Source organism: Amycolatopsis jejuensis, from assembly GCF_000717335.1.
GTDB classification, from domain to species: Bacteria; Actinomycetota; Actinomycetes; order Mycobacteriales; family Pseudonocardiaceae; genus Amycolatopsis; species Amycolatopsis jejuensis.
The window spans coordinates 83168-105765 of the sequence record NZ_JNYZ01000015.1; the positions used below are offsets into that span (position 1 = coordinate 83168).

General features: G+C 68.0%; 20 protein-coding genes and 1 pseudogene. 18 read left to right on the forward strand and 3 right to left on the reverse strand.

Annotated elements, in window-relative coordinates:
* The first annotated feature begins 7 nt into the window (after positions 1-7).
* The 12 genes and pseudogenes from OO71_RS22220 to OO71_RS52300 all read left to right on the forward strand — a co-directional run.
* Positions 8-1867 (forward strand): ABC transporter permease, encoded by a 1860-nt coding sequence (locus OO71_RS22220; RefSeq protein WP_033291763.1) that lies wholly within the window; start codon positions 8-10, stop codon positions 1865-1867.
* Between the two features lie 3 nt (positions 1868-1870).
* A complete protein-coding gene (locus OO71_RS22225; RefSeq protein WP_033291764.1) occupies positions 1871-2977 on the forward strand; it encodes an ABC transporter ATP-binding protein in 1107 nt (368 codons plus the stop codon).
* Positions 2965-3747, forward strand: a complete 783-nt coding sequence (locus OO71_RS22230; protein ID WP_033291765.1) for an HAD family hydrolase — start codon at positions 2965-2967, stop codon at positions 3745-3747. The genes OO71_RS22225 and OO71_RS22230 overlap by 13 nt, the downstream gene beginning before the upstream one ends.
* A complete protein-coding gene (locus tag OO71_RS22235) occupies positions 3744-4562 on the forward strand; it encodes an inositol monophosphatase family protein (RefSeq protein WP_033291766.1) in 819 nt (272 codons plus the stop codon). The genes OO71_RS22230 and OO71_RS22235 overlap by 4 nt, the downstream gene beginning before the upstream one ends.
* Positions 4559-5347, forward strand: coding sequence for an HAD family hydrolase (locus tag OO71_RS22240; RefSeq protein ID WP_033291767.1), 789 nt, complete (start codon positions 4559-4561; stop codon positions 5345-5347). Before OO71_RS22235 ends, OO71_RS22240 begins: the two co-directional genes overlap by 4 nt.
* A 279-nt stretch (positions 5348-5626) precedes the next feature.
* Positions 5627-6541, forward strand: coding sequence for an alpha/beta hydrolase (locus OO71_RS22245; RefSeq protein WP_051791885.1), 915 nt, complete (start codon positions 5627-5629; stop codon positions 6539-6541).
* On the forward strand, positions 6538-8094 hold the full coding sequence (locus OO71_RS22250) for a class I adenylate-forming enzyme family protein (RefSeq protein WP_033291768.1): 1557 nt from the start codon (positions 6538-6540) through the stop codon (positions 8092-8094). Before OO71_RS22245 ends, OO71_RS22250 begins: the two co-directional genes overlap by 4 nt.
* Before the next feature lie 67 nt (positions 8095-8161).
* Entirely contained in the window at positions 8162-9253 is a 1092-nt protein-coding gene (locus OO71_RS22255; protein WP_063740099.1) for an amidohydrolase family protein, read from the forward strand.
* On the forward strand, positions 9250-9648 hold the full coding sequence (locus tag OO71_RS22260) for a metal-sulfur cluster assembly factor (RefSeq protein ID WP_051791890.1): 399 nt from the start codon (positions 9250-9252) through the stop codon (positions 9646-9648). The genes OO71_RS22255 and OO71_RS22260 overlap by 4 nt, the downstream gene beginning before the upstream one ends.
* Positions 9645-9956, forward strand: coding sequence for a Dabb family protein (locus OO71_RS22265; protein WP_033291769.1), 312 nt, complete (start codon positions 9645-9647; stop codon positions 9954-9956). Before OO71_RS22260 ends, OO71_RS22265 begins: the two co-directional genes overlap by 4 nt.
* Positions 9957-10028: 72 nt before the next feature.
* On the forward strand, positions 10029-10703 hold the full coding sequence (locus OO71_RS22270; RefSeq protein ID WP_162186095.1) for a TetR/AcrR family transcriptional regulator: 675 nt from the start codon (positions 10029-10031) through the stop codon (positions 10701-10703).
* Positions 10643-10894 (forward strand): annotated as a pseudogene (locus OO71_RS52300) (hypothetical protein); the annotation flags it as partial. The gene OO71_RS22270 and the pseudogene OO71_RS52300, both read left to right, overlap by 61 nt.
* 115 nt (positions 10895-11009) lie before the next feature.
* On the opposite strand, the gene OO71_RS52305 reads toward OO71_RS52300, so the two are convergent.
* Positions 11010-11486, reverse strand: coding sequence for a hypothetical protein (locus OO71_RS52305; protein WP_033291771.1), 477 nt, complete (start codon positions 11484-11486; stop codon positions 11010-11012).
* 158 nt (positions 11487-11644) lie between these two features.
* On the opposite strand from OO71_RS52305, the gene OO71_RS22280 reads away from it, so the two are divergent.
* The 4 genes from OO71_RS22280 to solA all read left to right on the forward strand — a co-directional run bounded on the left by OO71_RS22280 (position 11645) and on the right by solA (position 16861).
* Positions 11645-12904, forward strand: a complete 1260-nt coding sequence (locus OO71_RS22280; RefSeq protein ID WP_051791892.1) for a sensor histidine kinase — start codon at positions 11645-11647, stop codon at positions 12902-12904.
* A gap of 116 nt (positions 12905-13020) precedes the next feature.
* On the forward strand, positions 13021-13875 hold the full coding sequence (locus OO71_RS22285; protein WP_156096479.1) for an alpha/beta fold hydrolase: 855 nt from the start codon (positions 13021-13023) through the stop codon (positions 13873-13875).
* Positions 13876-13895: 20 nt separating this feature from the next.
* Complete coding sequence (locus OO71_RS22290) at positions 13896-15683, forward strand: CocE/NonD family hydrolase (protein ID WP_211260578.1); 1788 nt, start codon at positions 13896-13898, stop codon at positions 15681-15683.
* Positions 15680-16861, forward strand: coding sequence for an N-methyl-L-tryptophan oxidase (solA, locus tag OO71_RS50955; protein ID WP_033291773.1), 1182 nt, complete (start codon positions 15680-15682; stop codon positions 16859-16861). Before OO71_RS22290 ends, solA begins: the two co-directional genes overlap by 4 nt.
* A gap of 3 nt (positions 16862-16864) precedes the next feature.
* On the opposite strand, the gene OO71_RS22300 is transcribed toward solA, so the two are convergent.
* Positions 16865-18109, reverse strand: coding sequence for a helix-turn-helix domain-containing protein (locus OO71_RS22300; RefSeq protein ID WP_033291853.1), 1245 nt, complete (start codon positions 18107-18109; stop codon positions 16865-16867).
* A 353-nt stretch (positions 18110-18462) separates the two neighbouring features.
* Here OO71_RS22300 and OO71_RS22305 point away from each other — a divergent pair, with 353 nt between their 5' ends.
* Positions 18463-19626: an aromatic ring-hydroxylating oxygenase subunit alpha gene (locus OO71_RS22305; protein ID WP_033291774.1), complete on the forward strand. Its 1164-nt coding sequence runs from the start codon at positions 18463-18465 to the stop codon at positions 19624-19626.
* A gap of 182 nt (positions 19627-19808) precedes the next feature.
* On the opposite strand, the gene OO71_RS22310 is transcribed toward OO71_RS22305, so the two are convergent.
* Entirely contained in the window at positions 19809-21011 is a 1203-nt protein-coding gene (locus OO71_RS22310; protein ID WP_211260579.1) for an Rv3169 family protein, read from the reverse strand.
* A 364-nt stretch (positions 21012-21375) separates the two neighbouring features.
* On the opposite strand from OO71_RS22310, the gene OO71_RS22315 reads away from it, so the two are divergent.
* Complete coding sequence (locus OO71_RS22315; RefSeq protein WP_051791896.1) at positions 21376-22566, forward strand: phosphotransferase family protein; 1191 nt, start codon at positions 21376-21378, stop codon at positions 22564-22566.
* Positions 22567-22598 lie beyond the last annotated feature (32 nt).

The following is a 22598-nucleotide window of genomic DNA, read 5'->3' on the forward strand; positions in this document are numbered from 1 at the left end:
ACCGGTCATGACGCGGACACTCCGCAGCGCTGCAACCCATCCACCGTCCCGGGACGATCACCCGGCACGCACCGGCAGGCTCGCCCGGCTGCGTTACCGGCTCGGCGTCGCCCGGCACGAGCCGACGCTGTTCCTCGGCATCGGGCTCGTACTCGTGCTGCTGTACCTGGTGATCGCCCCGCTGGTGTCGATCTTCTCCGACGGTTTCACCGTCCACTTCGGCGACGCTTTCAAGGCCGGGACGTCCGTCGGCTCGATCACCAGCTACTACCTCTGGCGGGTGTTCCGCTCGCCGGTGAGCGGCCTGCTGTTCTGGCAGCCGCTGGCGAACACCCTCCTCGTCGCAGCCGGCGTGACGGTGGTGGCGCTGGTACTCGGCTGCACTGCCGCGTTCCTGCTCACCCGCACGAACGTCAAGGGACGGCAGGCACTGGCGAACGCATTGGTCGTGCCGTACATGCTGCCGTCGTGGACGTTCGCGCTGGCCTGGCTCGCGCTGTTCAAGAACGGCCGCTCCGGCGGGCAGGTCGGGTTGCTGCAGGCGTGGGGCATCGCCACCCCGGACTGGCTCGCCTACGGCGCGTTCCCGATCATCATCTGCCTCGGCCTGCACTACTTCCCGTTCGTGCTGCTGCTTTTCGGCAATGCACTGCGCCGGGTCGACTCCCAGCTGGAGGACTCGGCCCGCATCCTCGGGGCGTCCCGCGCCACAGTGCTGCGCCGGATCACCCTCCCGCTGATGCTGCCGTCCCTGTCGTCGTCGACGCTGCTGGTGTTCGGCCGCATCCTCGGCACCTTCGGCACGCCCTACATCCTCGGCCTGCCAGTCGATTTCAACCTGCTGTCCACCTCGTTGTTCTCGGCAGTGCGCAGCGGGCAGCACGGGATCACCGCAGTGGTGGCCACGGTGATCGTCGTGATCGGGGTGGCGGTGGTGTTCGCCGACTCCCGGCTGGTGCGGCAGACCCGCCGGTTCGTGACCGTGGGTGCGAAGGGCGCGATGGAGCGCACCATCGCGCTCGGCCGGTGGGGCGGGCTCGCCTCGGCCGGGGCATGGACGCTTTTCGTGCTGGCGGTCGTAGTACCGGTGGGAACGCTCGCGCTGACCACCGTGACCATCACGCCCGGGGTGTTCAGCGCGGACAACTTCACGCTCGCCTACTGGATCGGCGAGCACCTGCCCGGCGCACCCGGTTTCCCGCACGGGGTCCTGCGCGGTACCGAGTTGTGGTCGGCGGCGTGGAACAGCCTGCGGATCGTCGGCATCGCTGCCCTCATCTGCGGTTTCGCCGGGCTGCTGATCGGCTACGTCGTGGTCCGCGCCGAACACTCCCCTGTCGCCAAAGTGCTGCGGCAGGTGAGTTTCCTGCCCTACCTCGTACCCGGCATCGCGTTCGCCGCCGCATTCCTGTCGCTATTCGCGGTCCAGCGCGGGCCGGTCCCGGCGCTGTACGGTTCGGTCGCGCTGCTCGTGCTCACCCTGGCCGTCACGCACCTGCCGTACTCGTCCCGGTCCGGGATCAGCGCGATGACCCAGCTCGGCCGGGAACCGGAGGAAGCGGCGCAGGTCGCGGGTGCCCGGTGGCTGACCCGGATCCGCCGGGTGGTCGTGCCGATCCAGCGCGGCCCGCTGATCACCGGGATCGTGCTGCCGTTCGTGTCCGGGATCAAGGAGCTGAGCATCGTCATCATGCTCACCACCGGCGGCACGCAGCTGCTCACCACGCTGTCGATCAACCTGATCGACTACGCCTACACCCAGATGGCCAACGCGGTCATCCTGATCATCGCACTGCTCAGCTTCACCTTCACCTACCTGACCCAGCGGCTCACCCGGACCAACCTCGCGTCCGGCCTCGGAGGTTGACCGATGGCACCCACCATCTCGCTCAAGAGCGTCAGCAAGAGCTACGGCACCGGCCCGCTCGCCGTGGACAACCTCGACCTCGTCATGCCCGCGAGATCGTTCACCTGCCTGCTCGGCCCGTCCGGCTGCGGGAAGACCACCACGCTGCGGATGATCGCCGGACTGGAGAACCTCACCGACGGCTCGATCACGATCGGCGACCGGATCGTGGACTCCGTGCCGGACGGGGTGTTCGTGCCACCGGAGAAACGCGGCTTGGGGCTGGTGTTCCAGAACTACGCGCTGTGGCCGCACCTCACCGTGCGCGCGAATGTCGAGTTCGGGCTGCGGCTGCGGAAGATCGGTGCCGCCGAGCGCCGCAGGGTGGTGGACAAGGCGCTGGCGACGATGCAGATCGACGGCGCTGCCGACCGGTACCCGTCGCAGCTTTCCGGCGGCCAGCAGCAACGGGTGTCGCTGGCCCGGATGCTCGCGGTCAACCCCGAGGTGCTGCTGCTCGACGAACCACTGTCCAATCTGGACGCCCGGCTGCGGCTGGAGATGCGCGCGGAGCTCAAGCGGCTGCACGACGAGACCGGGCACACCGTCGTCTTCGTCACGCACGACCAGCTGGAGGCGATGACCATGGCCACCCACGTGGCCGTGATGAAAGACGGGGTGCTGCACCAGCTCGCTCCCCCACTCGAGGTGTATCACCGGCCTGCCAACACCTTTGTGGCGGCGTTCGTCGGCAGCCCGCCGATGAACCTGGTCGGCACCACCACCGCCCTCGGCGCACGACTGCGCGCGTCACTGGGCGAATCCGCCGGGATCAGCACGGTCGGGGTTCGGCCCGAGCACGTCCGCGTGCTGTCCGGGCCACCACGCGACCACGAGTTCTCCTTCGATGCCAAGGTGAAAGCAGTGCTGCCGACCGGCGCATCGTGGACGGTTTCCGTGCTGGCCGACGAAACCGAGCTTTACCTCGTCTCGGCCGAGCCGGTCACGGCACACCGCGGCGAGGTGCTCCGCTGTGCCGTCGCGGCAGGCAACCTGCACGCGTTCGACGCGGAAGGCTCGCGGCTCGCACTCGAATCGGACCCGGAACAGGAGCCGGAATGGGCGAGCTGACCCGGCCCCGCGCACTGCTGCTCGACTTCGGCGGCGTCGTCGTGACCACGACCGGGAAACCCGGCTGGCACGAACGGCTCGCCGGCGAAATCGCCGGACGGCTGGACCGGATCCCCGGCGTCGGGCTTCCGGCCGGCCGGATCGCGGTCGACATCCGGAACGGTGCGGACGCCGATTCCCGGTGGAAGGACGCGATGTCGCGGCCCGCGGAACCGCGGGAGCTCACCCACCGGGAGTTCTGGGCCGACTTCGTGGCCGCTGACTGGCCGGCCCCGGCCCGGGCATGGGTCACGGTGGAAGCCACCGCACTGTGCCGCCGGATGGGCGAGCTGCGCCGGGACCGGGAATTCCGGCCCGGCCTTGCCGGGCTGCTCGACGCGGCCGACGCGCACGGAGTGCCGGTGGGGGTGGTCAGCAACGCGCTCTGCGGGATCGTGCACCGCGACCACCTCGAGCACGGAGGGCTTTCCGGCCGCTTCGCCGTGCAGGTCTACAGCGACGAAGTAGGGATTCGCAAACCGAACCCGCGGATTCTCGGCCTCGCCGCCGAGGCACTCGGCGTGCCGGTCGGTTCCGCGTGGTACGTGGGCGACAACTACGACCGCGACGTGCTCTGCGCCCGCCGCGCCGGAGCCGGCGCGGCCATCCTCGTCGAGGACGACGGCACCTTCTGCCCGCCTTACCCACCGCAGGTGGCGCCCGACGTCCAGGTACCGGACCTGGCCGCGCTGCACCGCCTGCTCGACACCACGTGCAAGGGACGACCGTGAACGAACTGCTCGACCTGTCCACGCATCTGGCCGACGTCGCCGTGCAGGCGGCCACCTCCGTCGCCGGCCAGTTGCGCACCGCCTTCCGCAGCGACGTCTCGGTGGATTACAAGCGGGATGTCCACGATCCCGTTACCGAGCACGACAAACGAGCCGAAGAGCAGATCCGCACCCACCTTGCCACTGCGGTGCCCGACAGCGTCGTCGTCGGGGAGGAAGCGGGCGCGTCCGGCACCGACGGCCGGGTGCACTGGTATGTGGACCCCATCGACGGCACTGCCAATTTTGCCGCCGGGCTGGCGTTCTTCTGCACCTCGATCGGCGCGGTCGTCGACGACCGGGTGGTCGCCGGTGCGATCGTCGACCCGATCGCCGGCACCGTTTTCCGCGCCGACCTCACCGGCGCGACCTGCAACGGGAAACCCTTGCACACCAGCGATGTCATCGACGAGACGAAGGCATTCCTGATCACCGGCTACCCGAATGCGCGCGACCTTGCCCGCGACGGCGAGCAAGGCCTGGCCCGTTACGCCGACCTCGTCACGACCTTCGCGACCGTCCGCCGGCCCGGCAGCGCGGCGCTGTCGATCGCACACGTTGCCGCCGGATGGGCCGACGCCGCACTCGGTACCTCGGTCAGCTCCTGGGATGTCTGCGCCGCGCAGCTCATCCTGACCAACGCCGGAGGCACCTACGTGCCGTTCGGCGGCGACGGCGGCTGGGACCAGCCCGCGTACCTCGCGCACAGCCACGCACTGGAACCGACCGCACTGCGCCGCTTCGTCCGGACGCACCTCCGCGGAGGTGACGCGTGACCGACCCGGCTTTCGCTTGGCTCGTCACCGATCTGGACGGAACGCTGGTCGACCGGCAGCTGCGCATCGTGCCCCGCAGCGCGCGAGCCCTCGAACGCTTCCGCCGGGCGGGCGGCACGGTGGTGATCGCCACCGGCCGCAACGAAGAGTCAGCCGGGCGATACCACCGCGAACTCGAGCTGGACACGCCGATGATCCTCTACAACGGAGCCCGGGTCGTCGCCCCCGGCACCGGCGAACGCCTGCTCGACCTGCACCTTGGCGACCGCTGGCCCCTGCTGCGCGGATCGGTGCTCCCGGCGCTGCCACAGGGAATCGGCGCCGTCGCCTTCAGCGGGCAGACTGCCCATGTAGTCCGCTACTCGCCCGCGCTGGCCGACTACACCCGCCGCGACGGCATCGAACTGTCCGGCGCACCGGTCACCGGCCCGGTCACCAAAGTCATGCTGATCGGCTGCCCGGACGGGCTGGCCGGCTTGGTCCGCAAGCACGTGCCCGACGTGCGGCTGCTGCGATCGGAGCGCACCTACCTGGAAGTACTGCCGTGGAACGCAGGCAAGGGCGGCGCACTGCGATTCCTCGCCCGGCGCCACGGCGTCCCGCTCCACCGCATCGCCGCCATCGGAGACAACCCGAACGACCTCGACATGCTCCTGACCGCAGGACTCGGCGCAGCAGTCGGCGACGGACACCCCAGCGTCCGCGAACAAGCCGACCTGGTCGTCTCGCCCTGCGCGCAAGGCGCCGTCGCGGACCTCGTGGACCACTTGCTGGTGACAGCCTGAGGCCGTCGCGGCGTCGGAGCAACCGAACTCTCCCGGATGGCGGTTTCACCCCGTCGTCGCACCACAATGACGGATCTCATCCGGTCAGCCCGGATTCGAACCCCAGAGCCGCGGTTCGCCACCCGGGAACCCTTCGTGGCCGCCTGACGCCCGGGCCGAGGGCGTCGAGGTGCCCCGCACCGTCGTGACCGGGGGTCCGGAATCCGTCCGTATCTATACACGACGTCGTGTATAGATACGGACTTGCGCAATACACGACGTCGTGTATTGTTTTGGACCATGCCACTCGATCAAGCCGCCGCAGCCTTCATCGAGAACGCCGCAAACAAGCCGGCCAAGCCACTGTCCGAGACCTCGGTCGCCGAGATGCGCGAGTCGGTCGAGGCGCTGATCCCGCTCGGATTCGAGCGGGAGGACGTCCACGCTGTCGACGACTGGGCGGTGGACGGTGTCGCCGTGCGGAGCTACGTTCCCGGCCTTCAGCCGCTGGGGAACGTGGTCTACTTGCACGGCGGTTCGTTCACGCGATGTGGGCTGCACACCCACGACACGCTGTATCGCCGGTTCGCCAACCGCTCCGGGTGCACGGTCGTGGCCGTCGACTATTCCCTTGCCCCGGAAGAGACCTACCCTCGTCAGCTCGATGAGATCGCCGAGGTCGTGGACGCTGTCGCGCGCGCCTCCCCCGGCGCGAAGCTGTTCATCGCGGGAGAGTCCAGCGGCGGTTGCCTTGCCGCCGCGACAACGCTGCGGATGCGCGACGGCGGCCCCTCCGGCCTGGACGGTCTCGTCCTGCTGCTTCCCGTCCTCGACCGGGATTCCGCAACGGAGTCCCGGCGCACATTGGCCAAGGACTACCTGCTCACGGGCGAGCAGATGGACTGGATGTTCGAGCAGTACGCCCCGGACGCGGACAACGACGACCCTCTCGTATTCCCGTTCCGTGCCACCGATCTTCGCGGATTCCCGCCCACCGTCGTCGTCACCGCCGAGTTCGACCCGTTGCGGGACGAGGGGCACGCCTTCGCCGAACGCATCCGCGAGGCAGGCGGCCAGGCCGAGGATGTGTGCGTTCCCGGCATCATCCACCACGCGCCACTGGTGCCGAAGCGGATTCCCGCGGGTGCACGCGTCATCGACGACGCCGGCGACCTGCTCCGCAAGCTCGCGAGCTGCAGCGAGGTCGTCCGATGATGCTCGTCGACTATCTCGACCGCGGTGCAAGAACCGCTCCGGATGCACCGTGTTTCCTCGACCCGGACGGAACGACCGTCATGACACACGGCGAGTTCCGGACCCTGACCCATCGGATCGCGGGTGCGCTCATCCGGGACGGGGTGCGGCCCGGGGATCGCATCGGCATCCTCAGCACCAACCATCCGGTGGCTCTCGCGGGTGTGGCCGGGATTCTGCGGGCGGGGGCGGTCTGGACGGCGATCAACGTCGCGTCCGGATCGGCGGACCAGGCTCGGTTCCTCGCCACGGCCGGCTGCCGGCGGATCATCTACCACCAGGATCTGGCTGAGCGCGCTGGCGGGCTCGAGCGGCAGGCCGGCCTCGATCAGACCCGGTGCTTCAGCCCGGAGCCCAGCGGCGGCGACGTCTTCCTCGATTGGCTGGCGCCACCGGACTACCGCGCACCGGACCCCACCCCCGAGCCCGGACGCGTCGTCGCGATGCTCCCGACCGGCGGAACGACGGGCCTCCCGAAGGCGGTTCCCATCACCGGCCGCCAGATCCACCTCATGTGCCTGGCGTTCCAGATCCACCTGCGCGAGGCAGCTCCACCCCGATACCTCTGCGCCACCCCGATGACCCACGCCGCCGGTCTGGCCTGCCTCCCCGTCCTCGCGCAGGGCGGCGCGGTGATCGTCCACAACGGAGTGCTGCCGGAGCAGATCTTCAGCTCGATCGAGCGCAACCGGGCCTCGACGATCTTCCTGCCCCCGACCGCCCTCTACAAGCTGCTGGCCCACCCCCGCATCCGCGAGTACGACTACTCCTCCTTGCGCCGGTTCCTGATCGCCGGGGCCCCACTGGCGCCCGACCGGCTCGCCGAGGCGGTCGAGGTGTTCGGGCCGGTGATGACGCAGAGTTTCGGGCAGGCGGAGGCCCCGATGATCTGCACCGTGCACGAGGCATCGGACATCGCGGCCGCGGCTGCGGACCCTTCGCTGGCCGGACGGCTGGCTTCGTGCGGAAGGCCGTCGGCGGTCGCCAGGGTGGAGATCATGGACGACGACGGCACCCTGCTCGGGCCGGGTTTGCGGGGCGAGATCGTCGTGAAGTCGGATCTGGTGTTCGGCGGCTACTGGCAGGACCCGGAAGCGACGGCGCAGACCGTCCGGCCCGGAGGCTGGTACGGGACCGGGGACATCGGCCTGCGGGACGACGATGGCTTCCTCTACATCGTCGACCGCAAGAAGGACATGATCATCACCGGCGGATTCAACGTCTTCCCCTCCGAGGTCGAGGCGTTCCTGCACACCTTCCCGGCCGTCGGCGACTGCGCCGTCATCGGCCTGCCCGACCCGAAGTGGGGCGAGGCCGTCACCGCGGTGATCGAGCCGAAGCCCGGCTTCCGCATCGACGAGCAAGCCCTTGTCGCAGCGTGTAAAGCGCACCTCGGCCCGGTGAAGGCGCCGAAACGCATCATCGTGCGCGAACTCCCGCGCTCCGGGGTCGGCAAGGTGCTCAAGCGGACCCTGCGCGACGAGTACTGGGCGACGACCACGCGCCGGATCTGACCCGGCCGCTTCGCATTCCTGCCGCTGACCCGGCGGCATTTTCACCACCCACCACAGGAGATCAATGATGATCGACGGCAATTTCGTGATCAACGCGGTAGCGCATGCGTACAACCTCGAGCCGGCCAACATCCGGAACCGGCCGGGACAGCTGTTGTGCGACATGCTCTGGGGGCTCCACGAGTCGTGGTCCCCGCCGCACGCCCGGATGACGCTCGAGGAGTTCACCTCCGACTGGACCGTCGACGCCCTCGCGCAGGCGTTGTTCGTGGAGTCCGATGTCGATATCGCCGCGACGCACACCCTCCGCCTCGACTCGTATTTCGGCGACGGGCTTGCCGCACGGGAGAAGACCGTCGAGGCGGCGACCAAGTACCCGGACCGGTTTCTCGCCTACGTCGGAGTGGACCCGACCGCGGGCCTCGACACCTGCCTGCGTGAGCTGGACGAACAGATGGCCGAGCTGCCGCAGGCGGTCGGCCTGAAAATGTACCCGGCGCAGGTCGAGCCTGACCGGTCGTGGCGGCTCGACGACCCGGATCTCGCCTTCCCCTTGATCGAGCGGGCGATGGCGCACGGCCTGAAGACCGTCGCCATCCACAAGGCCGCACCGCTGGGGCCGGTCCCGATGAACCCGTACCGGATCGACGACGTGGACGGTGCGGCCGGGCGCTACCCCGAGATGAACTTCGAGATCATCCACGCCGGGCTGGCCTTCACCCGGGAGACCTCGCTCGCCTTGGCCCGCTTCCCCAACGTCTACGCCAACCTCGAAGTGACGAGCCTGCTGTTGCTCAAGGCGCCGCAGATGTTCGAGGAGGTCATGGCCGACTTCATCATGTGGGGCGGCCCTGACAAGATCATCTTCTCCGACGGCGCGATGTTCGCACACACCCAGCCCTTCCTCGAAGCGTTCAGCGAGTTCCAGTTCTCCGAGGAGACCTGCGCCCGGATGGGCGTCGAGCCGCTGACCCGCGAGGACAAGGCCAAGATCCTGGGGCTGAACTACGCGCGCGTAGTGAATCTCGACGTCGAAGCCGCCAAGGCGAAGATCTCCGACGACCAGTTCTCGGTCGCCCGGCGCACCCGGCCACGCCCGGAGCCCTATGCGGCGTGGAAGGACGAGTTCGCCTCCGCCCCGGCGAGGTTCCGGCGATGAGCACGACACCGGACGACGAACTCCGTACCGCGATCGAGGACGCGATCGGCAAGGTGGACGATCCCTGCAGCATCGCCGCCCATGCGCCGATGAGCGTGCGGGACATGGGCCTGGTCAGGGAATGGCGGATCGACGCAGCAGGCACGGTCGTCGTCACGGTCAGCCCGACAGCGCCGTCCTGCATCCTCATGAGCTCCATCGCCGAGGGAATCGAAGCGCGCATTGCCGAGGTCGAGGGCGTCGACCGCGTCCGCGTCGAGGTCGACACCCGCACGATGTGGACGCCGGAGCTGATGACCGAAGGCGGCAGGCGCACGCTGGACGAGCGCCGATCGGCCTCCTTGATCAGCGTGCCCGTCCGCCCCCGCCAGTGGGAACACGGGACCTGCACATGATCCGCAACGTCGTGCTCGGCAAGCTGAAGGACGGGGTCGCCCCTGCTGACCTCGAGAAGGGTCTGCAGGCGCTCCGGGAGCTACGCGTGGCCGGCGTCGAGTTCGACCTCCTCGCCGGAGCCGACCTCGGGTTGCGAGCGGGAAACGCCGATTTCGTGATCACGGCCGACTTGCCGGACGAGGACGCGTACCGGGCGTACGACGAGGACCCGGAGCACAACCGGATTCGGTCCGAGGTCTTCGCTCCCCTGTGTTCCTGGCTCGAACGGGCCCAGATCCGGCTGCCGGATGCCGCCGGTCCACGGTGAACCGACGCGATCTCGGCCGCCACCAGGGTGGCAACACACCATGTCATGGGCGGGCGGGTAGATTCGACTTCGATGTCAGGATCGCCGACCACCCAGAGCGTCACGCGGCGCACGACCCGCGCGACGCGGCGCCGGGACGAGCTCATCCTGGATGCGCTTGAGCGGCTGCTCGCCGAGACACCCCTGCGAGACCTGGGCGTCGAGCAGATCGCCGCGGAAGCCGGGATCACCCGGACCCGCTTCTACTTCTACTTCAAGTCCAAGCACGAGGCATACGCCGCTCTGCTCGCCAGGGTACGTGAGCTTCTCCTGGTCTTCTACGACACCGAGGATTCGTGGTTCCAGCGCCCCGAGTCCGTGCGGCCGCGCGAATCGATGACGGACACGATCCGCGCGGTCGTCGATTTCTGGCTCGAGCACGGAGCGGTGATGCGAGAGGGCGCGGACCTGTGGAACTCCGTCGCCGAGACTCGCAGCCTGTGGCACGACCTCATCGCGCAGCCGGTGGACCGGATGGCACGGGCGATCGAGCGGGAGCGAGAACGCGGTATCGCCCCGGACGGACCTCCCGCAGACCAGCTCGCGCACAACCTGATCTGGCACGGAGAACGCCTGCTGTTCCTCGCGCTCATCGACGCTCCCGGAACGATGTCCGTCGATGACCTCGTCGAATCGGCGACAACGGTATGGATGCGCGCCATCTACTTGGCCGACGATCCGGCCCCGGCCAAGACCGCTCAAGCCTGAAGTCACCTTCACGCCGAGGAAGCACAGGTGGCCTCGCCGCGGCGTGCGCCCTTCTCGCCCGCGACCGCGGTGGCCCCGCACTGTGCTTTCAGTACCTCGAATACCCGGAGATCGACGACCGTTTGGCGACCGCCTCGATGCTCGCGTACGAGGACACTCCATTGTGGAACAAACCCGCGGCCGACATCAGCTGGGATTACTACCTCGGTGCGGGAAAACGCGGTACGGCCGACGTTTCGCCGTCTCGATCCGGCAGGCACCGCGCACGACTCGAAGTGACCGAGCGCGGGACTGGTGCTCGCCCGATCAGGACGCCGGGCTCACCGGATCGACGGCAAAGGCTTGCCGGAGCTGCCGGTTGCTCGTCGCCAAGGCGGTCCCGATGGCGAACACTCCGACCACGATCTGCGCGGCGCGGAGCCAGAGCGGGTAACCGGGGACGATGAGCGCGACGACGAGGAATCCGATCGACTCGAGGTAGGCGACCACGGTCAGGGTCCGGTATGCCCGCCGGTCCCCTTTCCCGGCTCGGGTGGTGAGGAAGTAGATCAGGGCGGCGATCAGGGTGACCACGCCGCAGCGGATCCAGACGCCGATGGCGCTGCCTCCGGGTTCGGGCAGGACGAACGAGGCGATGAGGGCCAGCACGCTCGTGGCGAGGTAGGCCAGGTTCCACCCCTTGAGGACACGGAATGCTTTGCGTACGTGCGGCTGCTGCAAATTCCGATGGGGAACGCTTCCGGTGCCGCCGTCGCGGGTGAAGAGATGATTTCCGAGAATCACGGGTATTCCTCTCGTTCGTCGGTTCGACTCGTTCGCCGACGACGCTATTGCGCCGGTGACGCGGCGGGAATGGGCGTAGACCCACGACGTGGTGGGGCTGGACCCACTGTTCGAACGCCCCGGTTGCGCTCGGAGAGGCCGGTCGAGAGCATGAGAAAATGTCCGGAGCCCGCAGTGGATTCGCCGCCGTCATCCGATCCCTCGCCGAGGGATTCGTGCGGTCGCTGGTACTCGTGGTGCTGACCGGACTCGCTCCGCTCGGGTGGGTCTTCGCCGGGGCCGGCTTTTTCGCGCTGACGGGCAGCATCGCCGGTGCCCTCGGCTGTGCGCTCGGGGTGGTGGGCGTCAGCCTCCTGCTGCTGGCACGCCCGATGTGCGCGGCGACCCGGTCCCTGGTCGCCCGTTGGACCGGCACGGAGCTTCCGGCGGCATACCGGCCCGTCGTTCCGGTGACCCGGATGGCGACCGGCTACTGGTGGAACGGCTACGACTATCAGCGATCCCGATGGCTTTCGGGGTGCCGGCAGTGGGTCCGGCAGCGGACGAGGGATCCAGCCTCGCTGCGGGACATGCTGTGGATGCTGATCGCCCCGCTCACCGTCGGCGTCGCCGCCGCTCTTCCACTGGCGCTGATCGCGGGAGGAATCGGCTCGGCGGTGCCGCTTTCCTCAGTGGGCGCCGTCGTGGCGGCCGGGGCGGGAGTCGCGCTGCTGCCGGTGTGCTGGCGGCCGGCCGAGCCGATGGCGCGGCGCTTTCTCGGGCCGTCCGTGGTGGAGCTGCTCACCACCCGGATCGCCTCGCTGGTGCAGGGACGGGCCGACCTCACCTATACCCAGGAGGCCGAGCTGCACCGGATCGAACGCAACCTCCATGACGGCGCCCAGGCCCGGCTCGTGGCCATCGGCCTCACGCTCGGCGCGGCCGAGTCGCTCGTCGACACCGACGCCACCGAAGCCAAAGCGCTGTTGCGGCAAGCCAAGGAGACCTCGCTGGTGGCGCTGCGCGAACTTCGCGAACTCGTACACGGGATCGTCCCGCCGGTGCTTCTGGAACGCGGTCTCGTCGACGCGGTCCGCGCGCTCGCCCTCGACGCGCCGATCCCCGCTGTGGTCCACTCCACTCTCGACGACCGGCTCGAAATGCCGGTCGAATCCGCGCTGTACTTCGCGGCGGCCGAGCTCGTGACCAACGCGGTCAGGCATTCGGGGGGAACGGCCATCGAGATCACCATCGACCGCACCCGCACCGGGGTCACAGTCACCGTCACCGACGACGGGCGCGGCGGAGCCGACCGAGGCGCCGGATCGGGTCTGACCGGCATCGAAAACCGGGTCAGCGCATTCGATGGTGCCCTTCACGTCGACAGTCCCCCTGGCGGGCCGACGCGGGTCACCGTGGAGGTGCCCTGCTCCGGCTGACGGCCGACACGTGTCGCATTTTTCGATGGCGGAGCGGCGACTGCAGTCGGTCGACGGGACGTTTCACGGTCGATACGGTTTTCACGTCTCGCCGTCCCGGATCGAGGAGTGGGATTGTGAATACTGCAGGTGTTTCCGCCGATGATGCCGCGTCGCGGATGGTTCCCGGAATGCATACGGCCGGGCTGGGCGACATCGAGATGTACTACGAAGTGCATGGTTCGGGTCCGGTCGTGGTGATGCAGACGGGTTTGTGGATCGGATCGTCGACCGACTGGGCCGGTGCAACGTGGTCGCAGAATCTGCACAATGTGCGCGACGAGCTCGCGAAGCACTGCACTGTCGTCGTGATGGACGGGCGGGGCACGGGACGCACGAGCATGGGCGCCGGCCCGGTGAACTACGGGCGGTATGCCCACGACACGATCCGGCTGCTGGACCATCTCGGGCTGGATCGCGTTCACTTCTGGGGCCACAGCGACGGGGGCTGCATCATCCTGTCGCTCTTGAAGGATCACGGCCACCGCGTCACGTCCGCGGTGCTGGCCGGCACGCCGTACTCGCACGATGCCTACAGCGCGGAGGCCAGGGCCTGGTTCTCGGACGCGTTTTACCAGCAGGCGCGCGCGGCTGCACCGCCGGACCCTTTGCTGAACGACATGCGCACATCGTACGAGCGCACTTCGCCCCATCCGGAGCGGTACGCCGAAATGGTGCAGGAAATGCGTCGTTGCTGGTGCAGCGAGCCCAATTTCAGCCTCAAGCAGCTCACTCTCGTCGACGGACCCGTGCTGGTCATCGATGCCGACCAGGATCAGTTCATCCCGAGTGAGCAGTTCAAGGCGCTGGCGGAAGCCTTGCCCGGCAGTGAGATCGCGTCCGTTGCCGATACGACACACGCGCTTGAATCCTACGTCGAAATCGGCGCGGCGAGCGTGGACTTCTTCCGTCGCCACGACGGTTCGCGATGACAGCAGGGAAAGGATTGGGCGTGGACTACACGGTGTCGTGTGACGTGCCGGTTCCGATGCGGGACGGGATCGTCCTGACGACTGATGTCTGGCGGCCCGTGGTGGATGCACCGGGTCCGGTACTGCTGGTGCGCACGCCGTACACGAAGGAAATGGACATCATCCACGGTGGCGGTGCCCCGGTGACGGTGCTTCAGATGGTGCGTGCGGGATATGCCGTGGCGGTGCAGGATGTGCGTGGTACCGGGAAATCCGAGGGCGTGTTCGTCCCGAACGTGGACGAGGGGCCCGACTGTGCCGACACCATCCGCTGGCTGGCCGCGCAGGACTGGTGCGACGGAAAAGTCGGCGCCTGGGGCAATTCCTACCTCGGCATGGTGCAGCTGTGGGCGGCCGTGGAAGACGCGCCGGAACTCGCCGCCATCGCCCCCGGCACGACGTCGGGCGACCTGTACCGGGCGCCGTGGTATTCCCGCGGTGGCGCCATGTCCTTGGGCGTGGTGCTGACCTGGGGCCATTTGATGAGCCAGACTGTGTTGTCCCGGGCGCTGGCCGCCGGGACCGGCGACGACGCGGACCTCCCGAGGTTGATGGCGGCCGCGGATGACGATTCCCCGAGCCGGCTGCGCTTGCCGGTGGCTGATCAGCCACTGCTTCGGAAGTACCTGCCGTTCATGGTGGAGCGGATCATCGAACAGCCCGAGCGCGGCGGCGGCTGGACCGGGATGACCCCCATCGACCGTGCAGCCGCGATCACTGTCCCGGCGCTGCACGTCGGAGGCTGGTACGACAATTTCTGCGGCGAGACCCTCCGCACCTACGAGATCCTCAAGGCGGGCGCCGGAACCGGGCAGGCGCGCGCAGGGCAGCGGCTGATCATCGGGCCGTGGAGTCATGTCAACTGGTCCGGCATCTTCCCGGATCGCCGGTTCGGACCGGGCGCGGCGCTGGCGGCGTCCGAGGTGACCAGGTGGCATGGTGCGTTCTTCGACCGGTGGCTGCGCGACCGCGAGGACGCGCTCGACGGGCTCGCACCGGTGCGGATCTTCGTGATGGGCATCGATCAGTGGCGCGACGAGGACGACTGGCCGTTGCCGGACACGCGATATGTGTCCTTCCACCTCGACGGCAACGGACCGGCGAACACCGCAGCCGGCGCCGGGGTGCTCACTTCCGCCGAACCCGTCCACGATGCAGTCGATACCTACCTGTACAACCCACAGCAGCCCGTGCCGACCCTTGGCGGCACGTTGATGCGCATGGACGGCTACGACGGGCCGGCCGATCAGCGCCCGGTGCACGATCGCGACGACGTGCTGGTCTTCACCACCGGCATCCTGACCGAGCCGGTGGAGGTGACCGGTCCGGTCACCGCGACGTTGTTCGTGTCGTCTTCGGCAGCCGATACCGACTTCACCGTCAAGCTCGTCGACGTCCATCCGGACGGCCGGGCCATCATCCTCTGCGACGGCATCCTGCGCACCCGCTATCGCGAGGCCCTCGACCGGCCGGTCCTGATGCAGCCGGGCCGGGTCTGCGAGATCACCGTCGACCTGATCGCCACCTCGAACGTGTTCCTGCCCGGCCACCGGATTCTGGTGGAGGTCTCCAGCAGCAACTTCCCCCGCTACGACCGGAACTCCAACACCGGCGGCACCATTGCCGAAGCGGCCGCGGCGGACCTGGTCGTCGCGGCCAACCACCTCCACCGGGGCCCGGCCCACCCGAGCCGGATCACCCTGCCGATCATCGATCGGCCCCGGCCTCACGCCGGGCTGGGCCGATCCGGAAGGAGGGAAGCCACGTGACGCGGAACTTCGACTACGTCGTGATCGGTGCCGGGGTGCTCGGCACGGCCGCCGCCTACTGGCTGGCCCGGTCGGGCGAATCGAACGTGCTGGTCGTGGAACAGTTCGCGCTCGGGCACGACCGAGGCGCCTCGGAGGACCACTCCCGGATCATCCGGCACTCCTACCACAGCACCACGTACACCGCGCTCACGCACGCGATGTACGAGCATTGGTCCGAACTCGAAGCGCAGACGGGGATGCAGCTCGTGACGCGCACCGGGGGCCTCGATCTTGCCGTCACCGGGACAGCGGGAGAGGAGGAGCTGGCCAACTACCGCGCGGCACTGCGTCCCTTCGACATCCCTGCCGAAGACCTCGATGCCGCCGCGATCCGTGACCGGTGGCCGCAATGGCGGATCGACGACGACGTGATCGGTATGTACCAATCCGACAGCGGGATCCTCGACGTCCGCCGCGCCTGCGCCGCGCAGATCGCCATGGCCCGCCGGCTCGGCGTCGAATTCGCCCCGCACACCACTGTGCTCGACCTCGCTCCCACCGACGACTGTGTCGTCATCAGCACTGACCGCGGCCCGATCACCGCAGGCAACGTGGTCGTGTGCGTCGCTTCCTGGATCGAGAAGTTCCTTCCGTGCCTCGGTCTGCGGTGGAACATCTCGTTGACCCAGGAGCAGGTCGGCTATTTCGCCACGCCGAACCTCGCCGAATTCAGCCCGGACCGGTTTCCCGTCTGGATCTGGCACGGCGATACCGACCTCTTCTACGGTTTCCCGGTCTACGGTGAGGCCGCGGTGAAGATCTCACGCGATTTCAGCGGTCGCTTCATCACGTCCGACGAACGCTCCTCCCGGCCCGATCCCGAGGACACCGCGCTGTTCCGTGCGTTCCTCGAGCAACGGCTTCCCGCCGCGGCCGGACCCGAGCTGCTCAGCAAGACCTGCGTCTACGACCTGCCCCCGGACCGCGACTTCGTCATCGACCGGGTCCCCGGCCACCCCCGGGTCACGATCGGCCTCGGCGCTGCGCATGCGGCCAAGTTCGGCAACCTGCTGGGACACCTGCTCGCCGACCTCGCCCGCACCGGGACCACCGCGTTCGCCGTCGACGCCTTCCGCGCCGACCGCCCCGCGCTCGACGATCCCGCCTTCGTCTCCGCATTCCGGATGGGCCGGTGAGCATCAGCCTTCGGTTTCGAGCTCGGCCCGGTGGCTCGCCGCGAGAGCGCGCAGCTTGACTCCGAGGTGGAGGGCGAGCCGGTCGTCACCCCGGTCGAACCGGCAGCCGGTGAGCTGCTCGATCCGATGGAGGCGCTGGTAGAGGGTGGCGCGGTGGACGCACAGCAGCTCTGCGGTTTGCCTGGCGTCACAGGCATTGTCGAAATACGCTTCGAGAGTCCGGGTGAGAATCCCGCTGGAGTCACCGGTGGCCAGCGCTTCGATGGCCGGGATGGGCGTGCGCAGCATCTCGTCGATCGGCATGCGAAGAAGGATCTCGTACGGGCCGAGCTTGCCCCAGCGGGCGACGTCCTCCAGCGAGGGGACGATCAGCGCCGCCCGAGCGGCGACGGATGCCTGGTAGTGAGACGTGATGACCTCGGAGACCGCGCCGACCGGATCGCCCACCCCGACCCCGACCCGCGCCGCCGAACCGGCGATGGCCCGGTACCGCGACGTGATCCGGGCGCCGACCCGGTACAGCCGCTCGTCATCGAGGGGCTTCGCGGTGGCCAGGAGCAGCCATGCCCGGGTGCGCGCCGCGGCCATCAGGGCGGTTCCCGCCGGAAGCGCCCGCATCCCTTCCTCCGTGGCGGATTCGAGAGCGACCTGTGCCGCACTGGGCGCTTCGGCAGGCGCATGGTGCGTCGCGAGCACCTGAAAACAGGTGGCGTCGTCGGGAATCAGCTCCTCGGCGCGCAGATCACCGACTGCCCGCTGGCGTACGTCGTGATCGGATGCGACGAGCTCCGCCAAGAGGTCTTCCGTGCGGGCCCGCGACCGGGTCCGCCGGACCAGCCGCCGGTAGAGCGCGATTCCGGCGCGCCCGGCGGTTTCCACCGCCGCGTCGATTTCTTCCCGGGTCAGGGTGGCGTCGCGGTCGATCAGCCACAGAAAGCCGAGCAGGACGCCGCTGCAGCGGATCGGAACGCAGAAGCGGGCCGCCAGCCGGGTGTCGAGTCCGGGGACATGCCGGAGGTCGACCCGGTGCGGTTCGGTCCACCGGGTGATGCCGAGCCGCAGGATGGCTTCGATCGCGGGCGGCGGCGCGGATCGGTTCACCAGCGCCCTCACGCGTAACTCGTCCTCGTCCCCGAAATGCCTGCTCGCCGCCAGCAGGTGCTGCACCGTCGGGTCGTCGATGGCGACCGAACGGTGCAGCTGTTCGGCGAGCTCGTCCACGAGCTGTTGCAGATCGTCGCTGGGCACCGTGCCGGCCTCCGTGGGATTCGCGGCGCAGCCGGCTTTCGGCCGGCCCGGACCGCTGGGGTGCGTACCCGCGTCACTCCGAATCGGCAGCAGCAATTCTCGACCGCGAGCGTTGGTGGTGCCGCCCTCGGAATCACGGGCCACCACGCACCATTATGCCGGTGATATCGAATTCCGTCACGTCGGCGATCAAGTCCGGCCTCGCAGTCGACAGGTGTCGCCCTCTTCCGGGCAATTTTCCCGACAAGCGCCACTACAGGTCGAGGCGAGAGCCGCATAGCATTCGTGGTGCACCGCGGCATCTGTGCCTCTTCGCGCTCATGTTCTTCCCCAGAGAAAGGATCGCCCCACCGATGACGTCCTCCAGAATTTCCGCTGCTTCGGCAAACGTCGACGGCGACGACCTCGATATCGGGTTCACCCGGGAGCAATGCACCTCCGCGACCTGGTTCGAGCACGAGATGGCAAAGCTGTTCCGGCCGAACTGGCAGTATGCCGGGCATGTATCGGAAATTCCTCGCCCGGGAGACTGGATCACCGCGGAAATTCTCACCGAGCCGCTGGTCCTCACGCGTGACGAGGACGGCGGGATTCACGCATTGTTCAATGTCTGCCGGCACCGCGGCGCACTGATGTGCGAGCCCGGGCGCGGGTCCGGTAACCGGCTGGTCTGCCCCTACCACCAATGGTCCTACGCCCTCGACGGTTCCTTGCGCGTCGCACCCGCGATGCCCGGGGATCTGCCCCTCGGGCAGTACAGTCTCCGGAAAGTACCGGCGGAGACCTGGAACGGCTTCGTCTTCGTGAATCTCGGTGGTGCGCCATCCGCCTCCGTCGCCGACCTTGCCCGCGACCAGGAAACCCAGTTCGCCCCCTTCGGCCTTGCCGGCGCGAAGGTCGCCGCCACGATCGGCTACGACGTCGGCGCAAACTGGAAGGTCGTCTACGAGAATTTCCTGGAGTGCTACCACTGCGCCGTCAATCACCCGGAATTCACCAGAGTCTTCGACTTGCGACGGTTCTTTCAGCCGGCGTCCGCCGGGGAGCCGTACCCGCTGGTCGACGGCGCCCGTTCCCTCACGACCACCGGGGAATTCGTGAGCCGCAAGTTGCTCGGCTCGTTCGGCACGACCCCACCGGCGCCCGGGTCCGGAGATTCCGTTCCGTGTGCCTTGGCCGCGCCGTCCCTCGGGTCGGCATTCCTCGCCTTTCCCGACTATGCCATCGTCTTCGAATTCCGGCCGGTGGCGCCGGAACGGACCGTCGTCCGGTGTGATTGGCTCGTTGCGGGGGACGCGCAGGAAAAGATCGACTACGAAGTCTCGGATCTCACCCACCTGTGGGACGTGACGAACCGCCAGGACTGGGAGCTGTGCGAACGGACACAGGCCGGAATCCGGGCCGGCGGCTACGTTCCCGGACCGCGGAATCCTGACCGCGAGCCTGCGGTGGCCACGTTCACCCGGAACTATCGGGAACTGATGGCAGCGGGGAACGTGCCACTCGACGGCCACTGATTCGGTGCGGTGACACAGCTGCTCCCGGCGTGCCCCGATCGGTGCTCCGCTGACGATCGGGGCGCTCGCCGCGAGGTCAGGAGGCGCGACGTCGTCGGATTCCTGCTCATCATCCGCCAAGGCGACCGCAGCAGTGGACGGGGCCGGGCTCGGCGCTCCCGGCGACGGTCAGCTCGGGCGGATCACAACCCCGAAGGTACCTCGTTGTTCTCGTCCAGCCCCAGATCCGGCCACGAGCCCATGATGACACTTTCGAAGATTCCGTAGCCGACAGCGTCGCCTTCCCGTACGCGAACGGGCTTGTCACGAAACTGCCCGAGCCGAGGGAGGTGCTCATTGTCCCAGCAGTCGGCAATATACTCGCCCTCCACATGCCGGGCCCCCATCCACTTACCGTGGGTTCGACCGTATCCACCGGCGGCAAGGTGGAAACCCGATCCACCAAGCGCCTCTATCTCGAACACCCTCTTCTGACCGGACTCGGTTTCGAGATGAATTTCGCCGCCCTCCATGAACCGGGTCTTCTTGTCATACGAAAGGTGTGGTTCCACGCGGACCGGTTCCTGCCGCCCGTCGGGGTGGTTGAGGAAATATGAGCCGTACGAAACACCGCCCGTGCCCGTGCTGGCCGACACCTTCAAGATCCCTACCCCGTAATAGGATCCATTCGGCCGTTGCAGCCACCAGGGCGTCCAGTGCATGACGCTGTCGACGCCGCCGACCGCGAACTCGGGCCGGGGCTTCAGGTCCGGTGGAGGCATGCCGACCTGGCCGCGGACTCCCCACGAGTGATCGCGAAAACCGAACCACTCGTCCGGGTTCACCTGGTGCGTCGCCCCCTGGAGCACGAGAGTCCCGGTGATCCGGCCGCCTTGGTGGTAGCGCACGAGGTCCGTGCCCGAACGTCCGGTCGCCTGATCGAGGAACGCGTTACGGACCTCGAAGAACGGCGGCAGCACGCCTTCCAGCAGAAGGTCGAAGGAGAAGTCGAGCACATCATTCGGTTCCAGCTTGAATCGCACTGCCTTGAGCGGGTCGACGACCTCGTACACAACCGGTCCGACCGAAGTCGCCTCGGGTGCGGGGGAAAGCTCCCTGCTGGCGCGGACGGTCCATTGCTCGCGGCCGCGTGAGACGCCACCGAATCCATCCATGACGTCCCGGTTGTGATAGCGGCCGAGACCGAAGTCCACCTGCAGTGACCCGTCCATCTTCGCCAGCGATGCCCAGATCTTCTCGGTCCACGAAAAGTCCGCTTCACCGACCGCGCCGAACGTGTTCACGATCTGATGGTTCAGCCCTTCGTCGGCGGCACGAAGCGGAGCAATTCCTTGTACGACCATGGAGATCCCCTTTTCCCGGATGCGCAGCGAAATCGTGCTCACTCGGCATGCCGATCGCCGACCGGCAGCCGAACATGGTAGGTGCTATGTCCGAACATGGTAGATGCTATGTGGAGCGTGCGACCGCCGTCAAGAGACTCGGACCCCGCCCGCCATCGGACGCCGAGTGACGACGTGATCATCGAGGTCAAGCCTCGCTTGACACCCGCAACGCGCCAGGATGTAATGCCCAGCAACAGATATAGTTCAAGCTATTTGGTGTCGCGGGGTCGGCGGCACGGAACCATGCAACGCACCTCGCGCCTTGGCGTTTCGCAGCGCCGGACGGAGCTCCAGTCGAATCCGGCCCGGCCGGGTGGACGACCTGAGAGCCAGAACGATGAGGGAAAACATGGACGTCGCAGATATGCACGAGCGGCTCACCACGTGGTTCGCCGCGAAGCTCCCGGAGGCCGGGAATCTCGAGGTGACGGGCATCGACCGGCTCTCGGTGGGGCACTCGAACGAGACGGTGGGGCTGACGCTTCGGTGGACGCAGGGCGGCAAGCCGCGCACCCGCGAGGTCGTGCTCCGTACGCGGCCGGTCGGGCCGGGGCTGCTCGAGCCCTACGACCTCCCGAAGCAGTTCAACGTCATGCAGTCGCTCGAATCATCCGACGTGCCCGTGCCGAAAGTGCTCTGGCTCGAGACCGATGAGGACGTCATCGGGCGCCCCTTCTACGTCATGGAGCGGTTGCATGGCGAGGTCTACGAGCCGCGCATCCCCGAGGACGTGCTCAGCACTCCCAAGGAGCGGGTCCAGCGGATGTACACGGACCTCGTGCACAAGATCGCGGCGGTGCACAACACCGACTGGCGCGTGCTGGGCCTCGGCTTCCTCGGCAAAGGGAAAGGCCATCTCGAGCGAGAGGTCGAGAGGTGGGAAGGCGAGATGAACCGCCTGAGGCTCGCCGATCATCCGGCGCTCGACCGCGTCGTCGACTGGCTGCGCAGGAACATTCCGGCTCCGTGTCCCCGTGTCACGCTCGTGCACGGCGACTGCAAGCTGGGGAACTTCATGTTCGAAGGCGAGGAAGTCGTCGGCGTGCTCGACTGGGAGATGGCCACGGTCGGCGACCCCTTGACGGACATCGGGTGGGCGCTGGCCATGTGGGACCCGGCGGGCGCCATGTCCGCCGACGATTTCCTGGCCCTCTACGAGGAGCTCACCGGGATCGAGGTCCGGAATCGGGTGTGGTACGAGGTCCTGGCGCGGCTCAAGATGACAGTGATCATGCTCATCGGCTTCGCGCTCTTCGAAAATCGGGAGAGCGACGATCTTCGCTTTGCCTTGATGGGCATGGCCATTCCCGGCGTCATGCAGGCCGCCCTGGCGCAGATTGGTGCCGGCGAGGAACTGTCCATGGGTCCGCTCACCCCGGATCCCGAAAGGGTGGCGCAGGGGATTTCGACGCTCATCCAGGACATCGTCCTGCCGGAGCTGTCCAGCGATGCCGCCCGTGCGCAGGTGGGCGCAGCCTCGATGCTGCTGACCCTTCATGGCGCGAGCATTCTCTCCATCGGCGGCGGCGACCGAACCTCCGTCGGGAGCGCGTGAGCTCCGGTGATGAGACCGGCTCGACCCGGCAG

Excerpts from the sequence above, each read along its gene's own strand:
- OO71_RS22220 (WP_033291763.1), top strand. The coding sequence starts at position 8 with ATGACGCGGACACTCCGCAGCGCTGCAACCCATCCACCGTCCCGGGAC.
- OO71_RS22225 (WP_033291764.1), top strand. The coding sequence starts at position 1,871 with ATGGCACCCACCATCTCGCTCAAGAGCGTCAGCAAGAGCTACGGCACC.
- OO71_RS22230 (WP_033291765.1), top strand. The coding sequence starts at position 2,965 with ATGGGCGAGCTGACCCGGCCCCGCGCACTGCTGCTCGACTTCGGCGGC.
- OO71_RS22245 (WP_051791885.1), top strand. The coding sequence starts at position 5,627 with ATGCCACTCGATCAAGCCGCCGCAGCCTTCATCGAGAACGCCGCAAAC.
- OO71_RS22250 (WP_033291768.1), top strand. The coding sequence starts at position 6,538 with ATGATGCTCGTCGACTATCTCGACCGCGGTGCAAGAACCGCTCCGGAT.
- OO71_RS22255 (WP_063740099.1), top strand. The coding sequence starts at position 8,162 with ATGATCGACGGCAATTTCGTGATCAACGCGGTAGCGCATGCGTACAAC.
- OO71_RS22260 (WP_051791890.1), top strand. The coding sequence starts at position 9,250 with ATGAGCACGACACCGGACGACGAACTCCGTACCGCGATCGAGGACGCG.
- OO71_RS22265 (WP_033291769.1), top strand. The coding sequence starts at position 9,645 with ATGATCCGCAACGTCGTGCTCGGCAAGCTGAAGGACGGGGTCGCCCCT.
- OO71_RS22270 (WP_162186095.1), top strand. The coding sequence starts at position 10,029 with ATGTCAGGATCGCCGACCACCCAGAGCGTCACGCGGCGCACGACCCGC.
- OO71_RS22280 (WP_051791892.1), top strand. The coding sequence starts at position 11,645 with ATGTCCGGAGCCCGCAGTGGATTCGCCGCCGTCATCCGATCCCTCGCC.
- OO71_RS22305 (WP_033291774.1), top strand. The coding sequence starts at position 18,463 with ATGACGTCCTCCAGAATTTCCGCTGCTTCGGCAAACGTCGACGGCGAC.
- OO71_RS22315 (WP_051791896.1), top strand. The coding sequence starts at position 21,376 with ATGCACGAGCGGCTCACCACGTGGTTCGCCGCGAAGCTCCCGGAGGCC.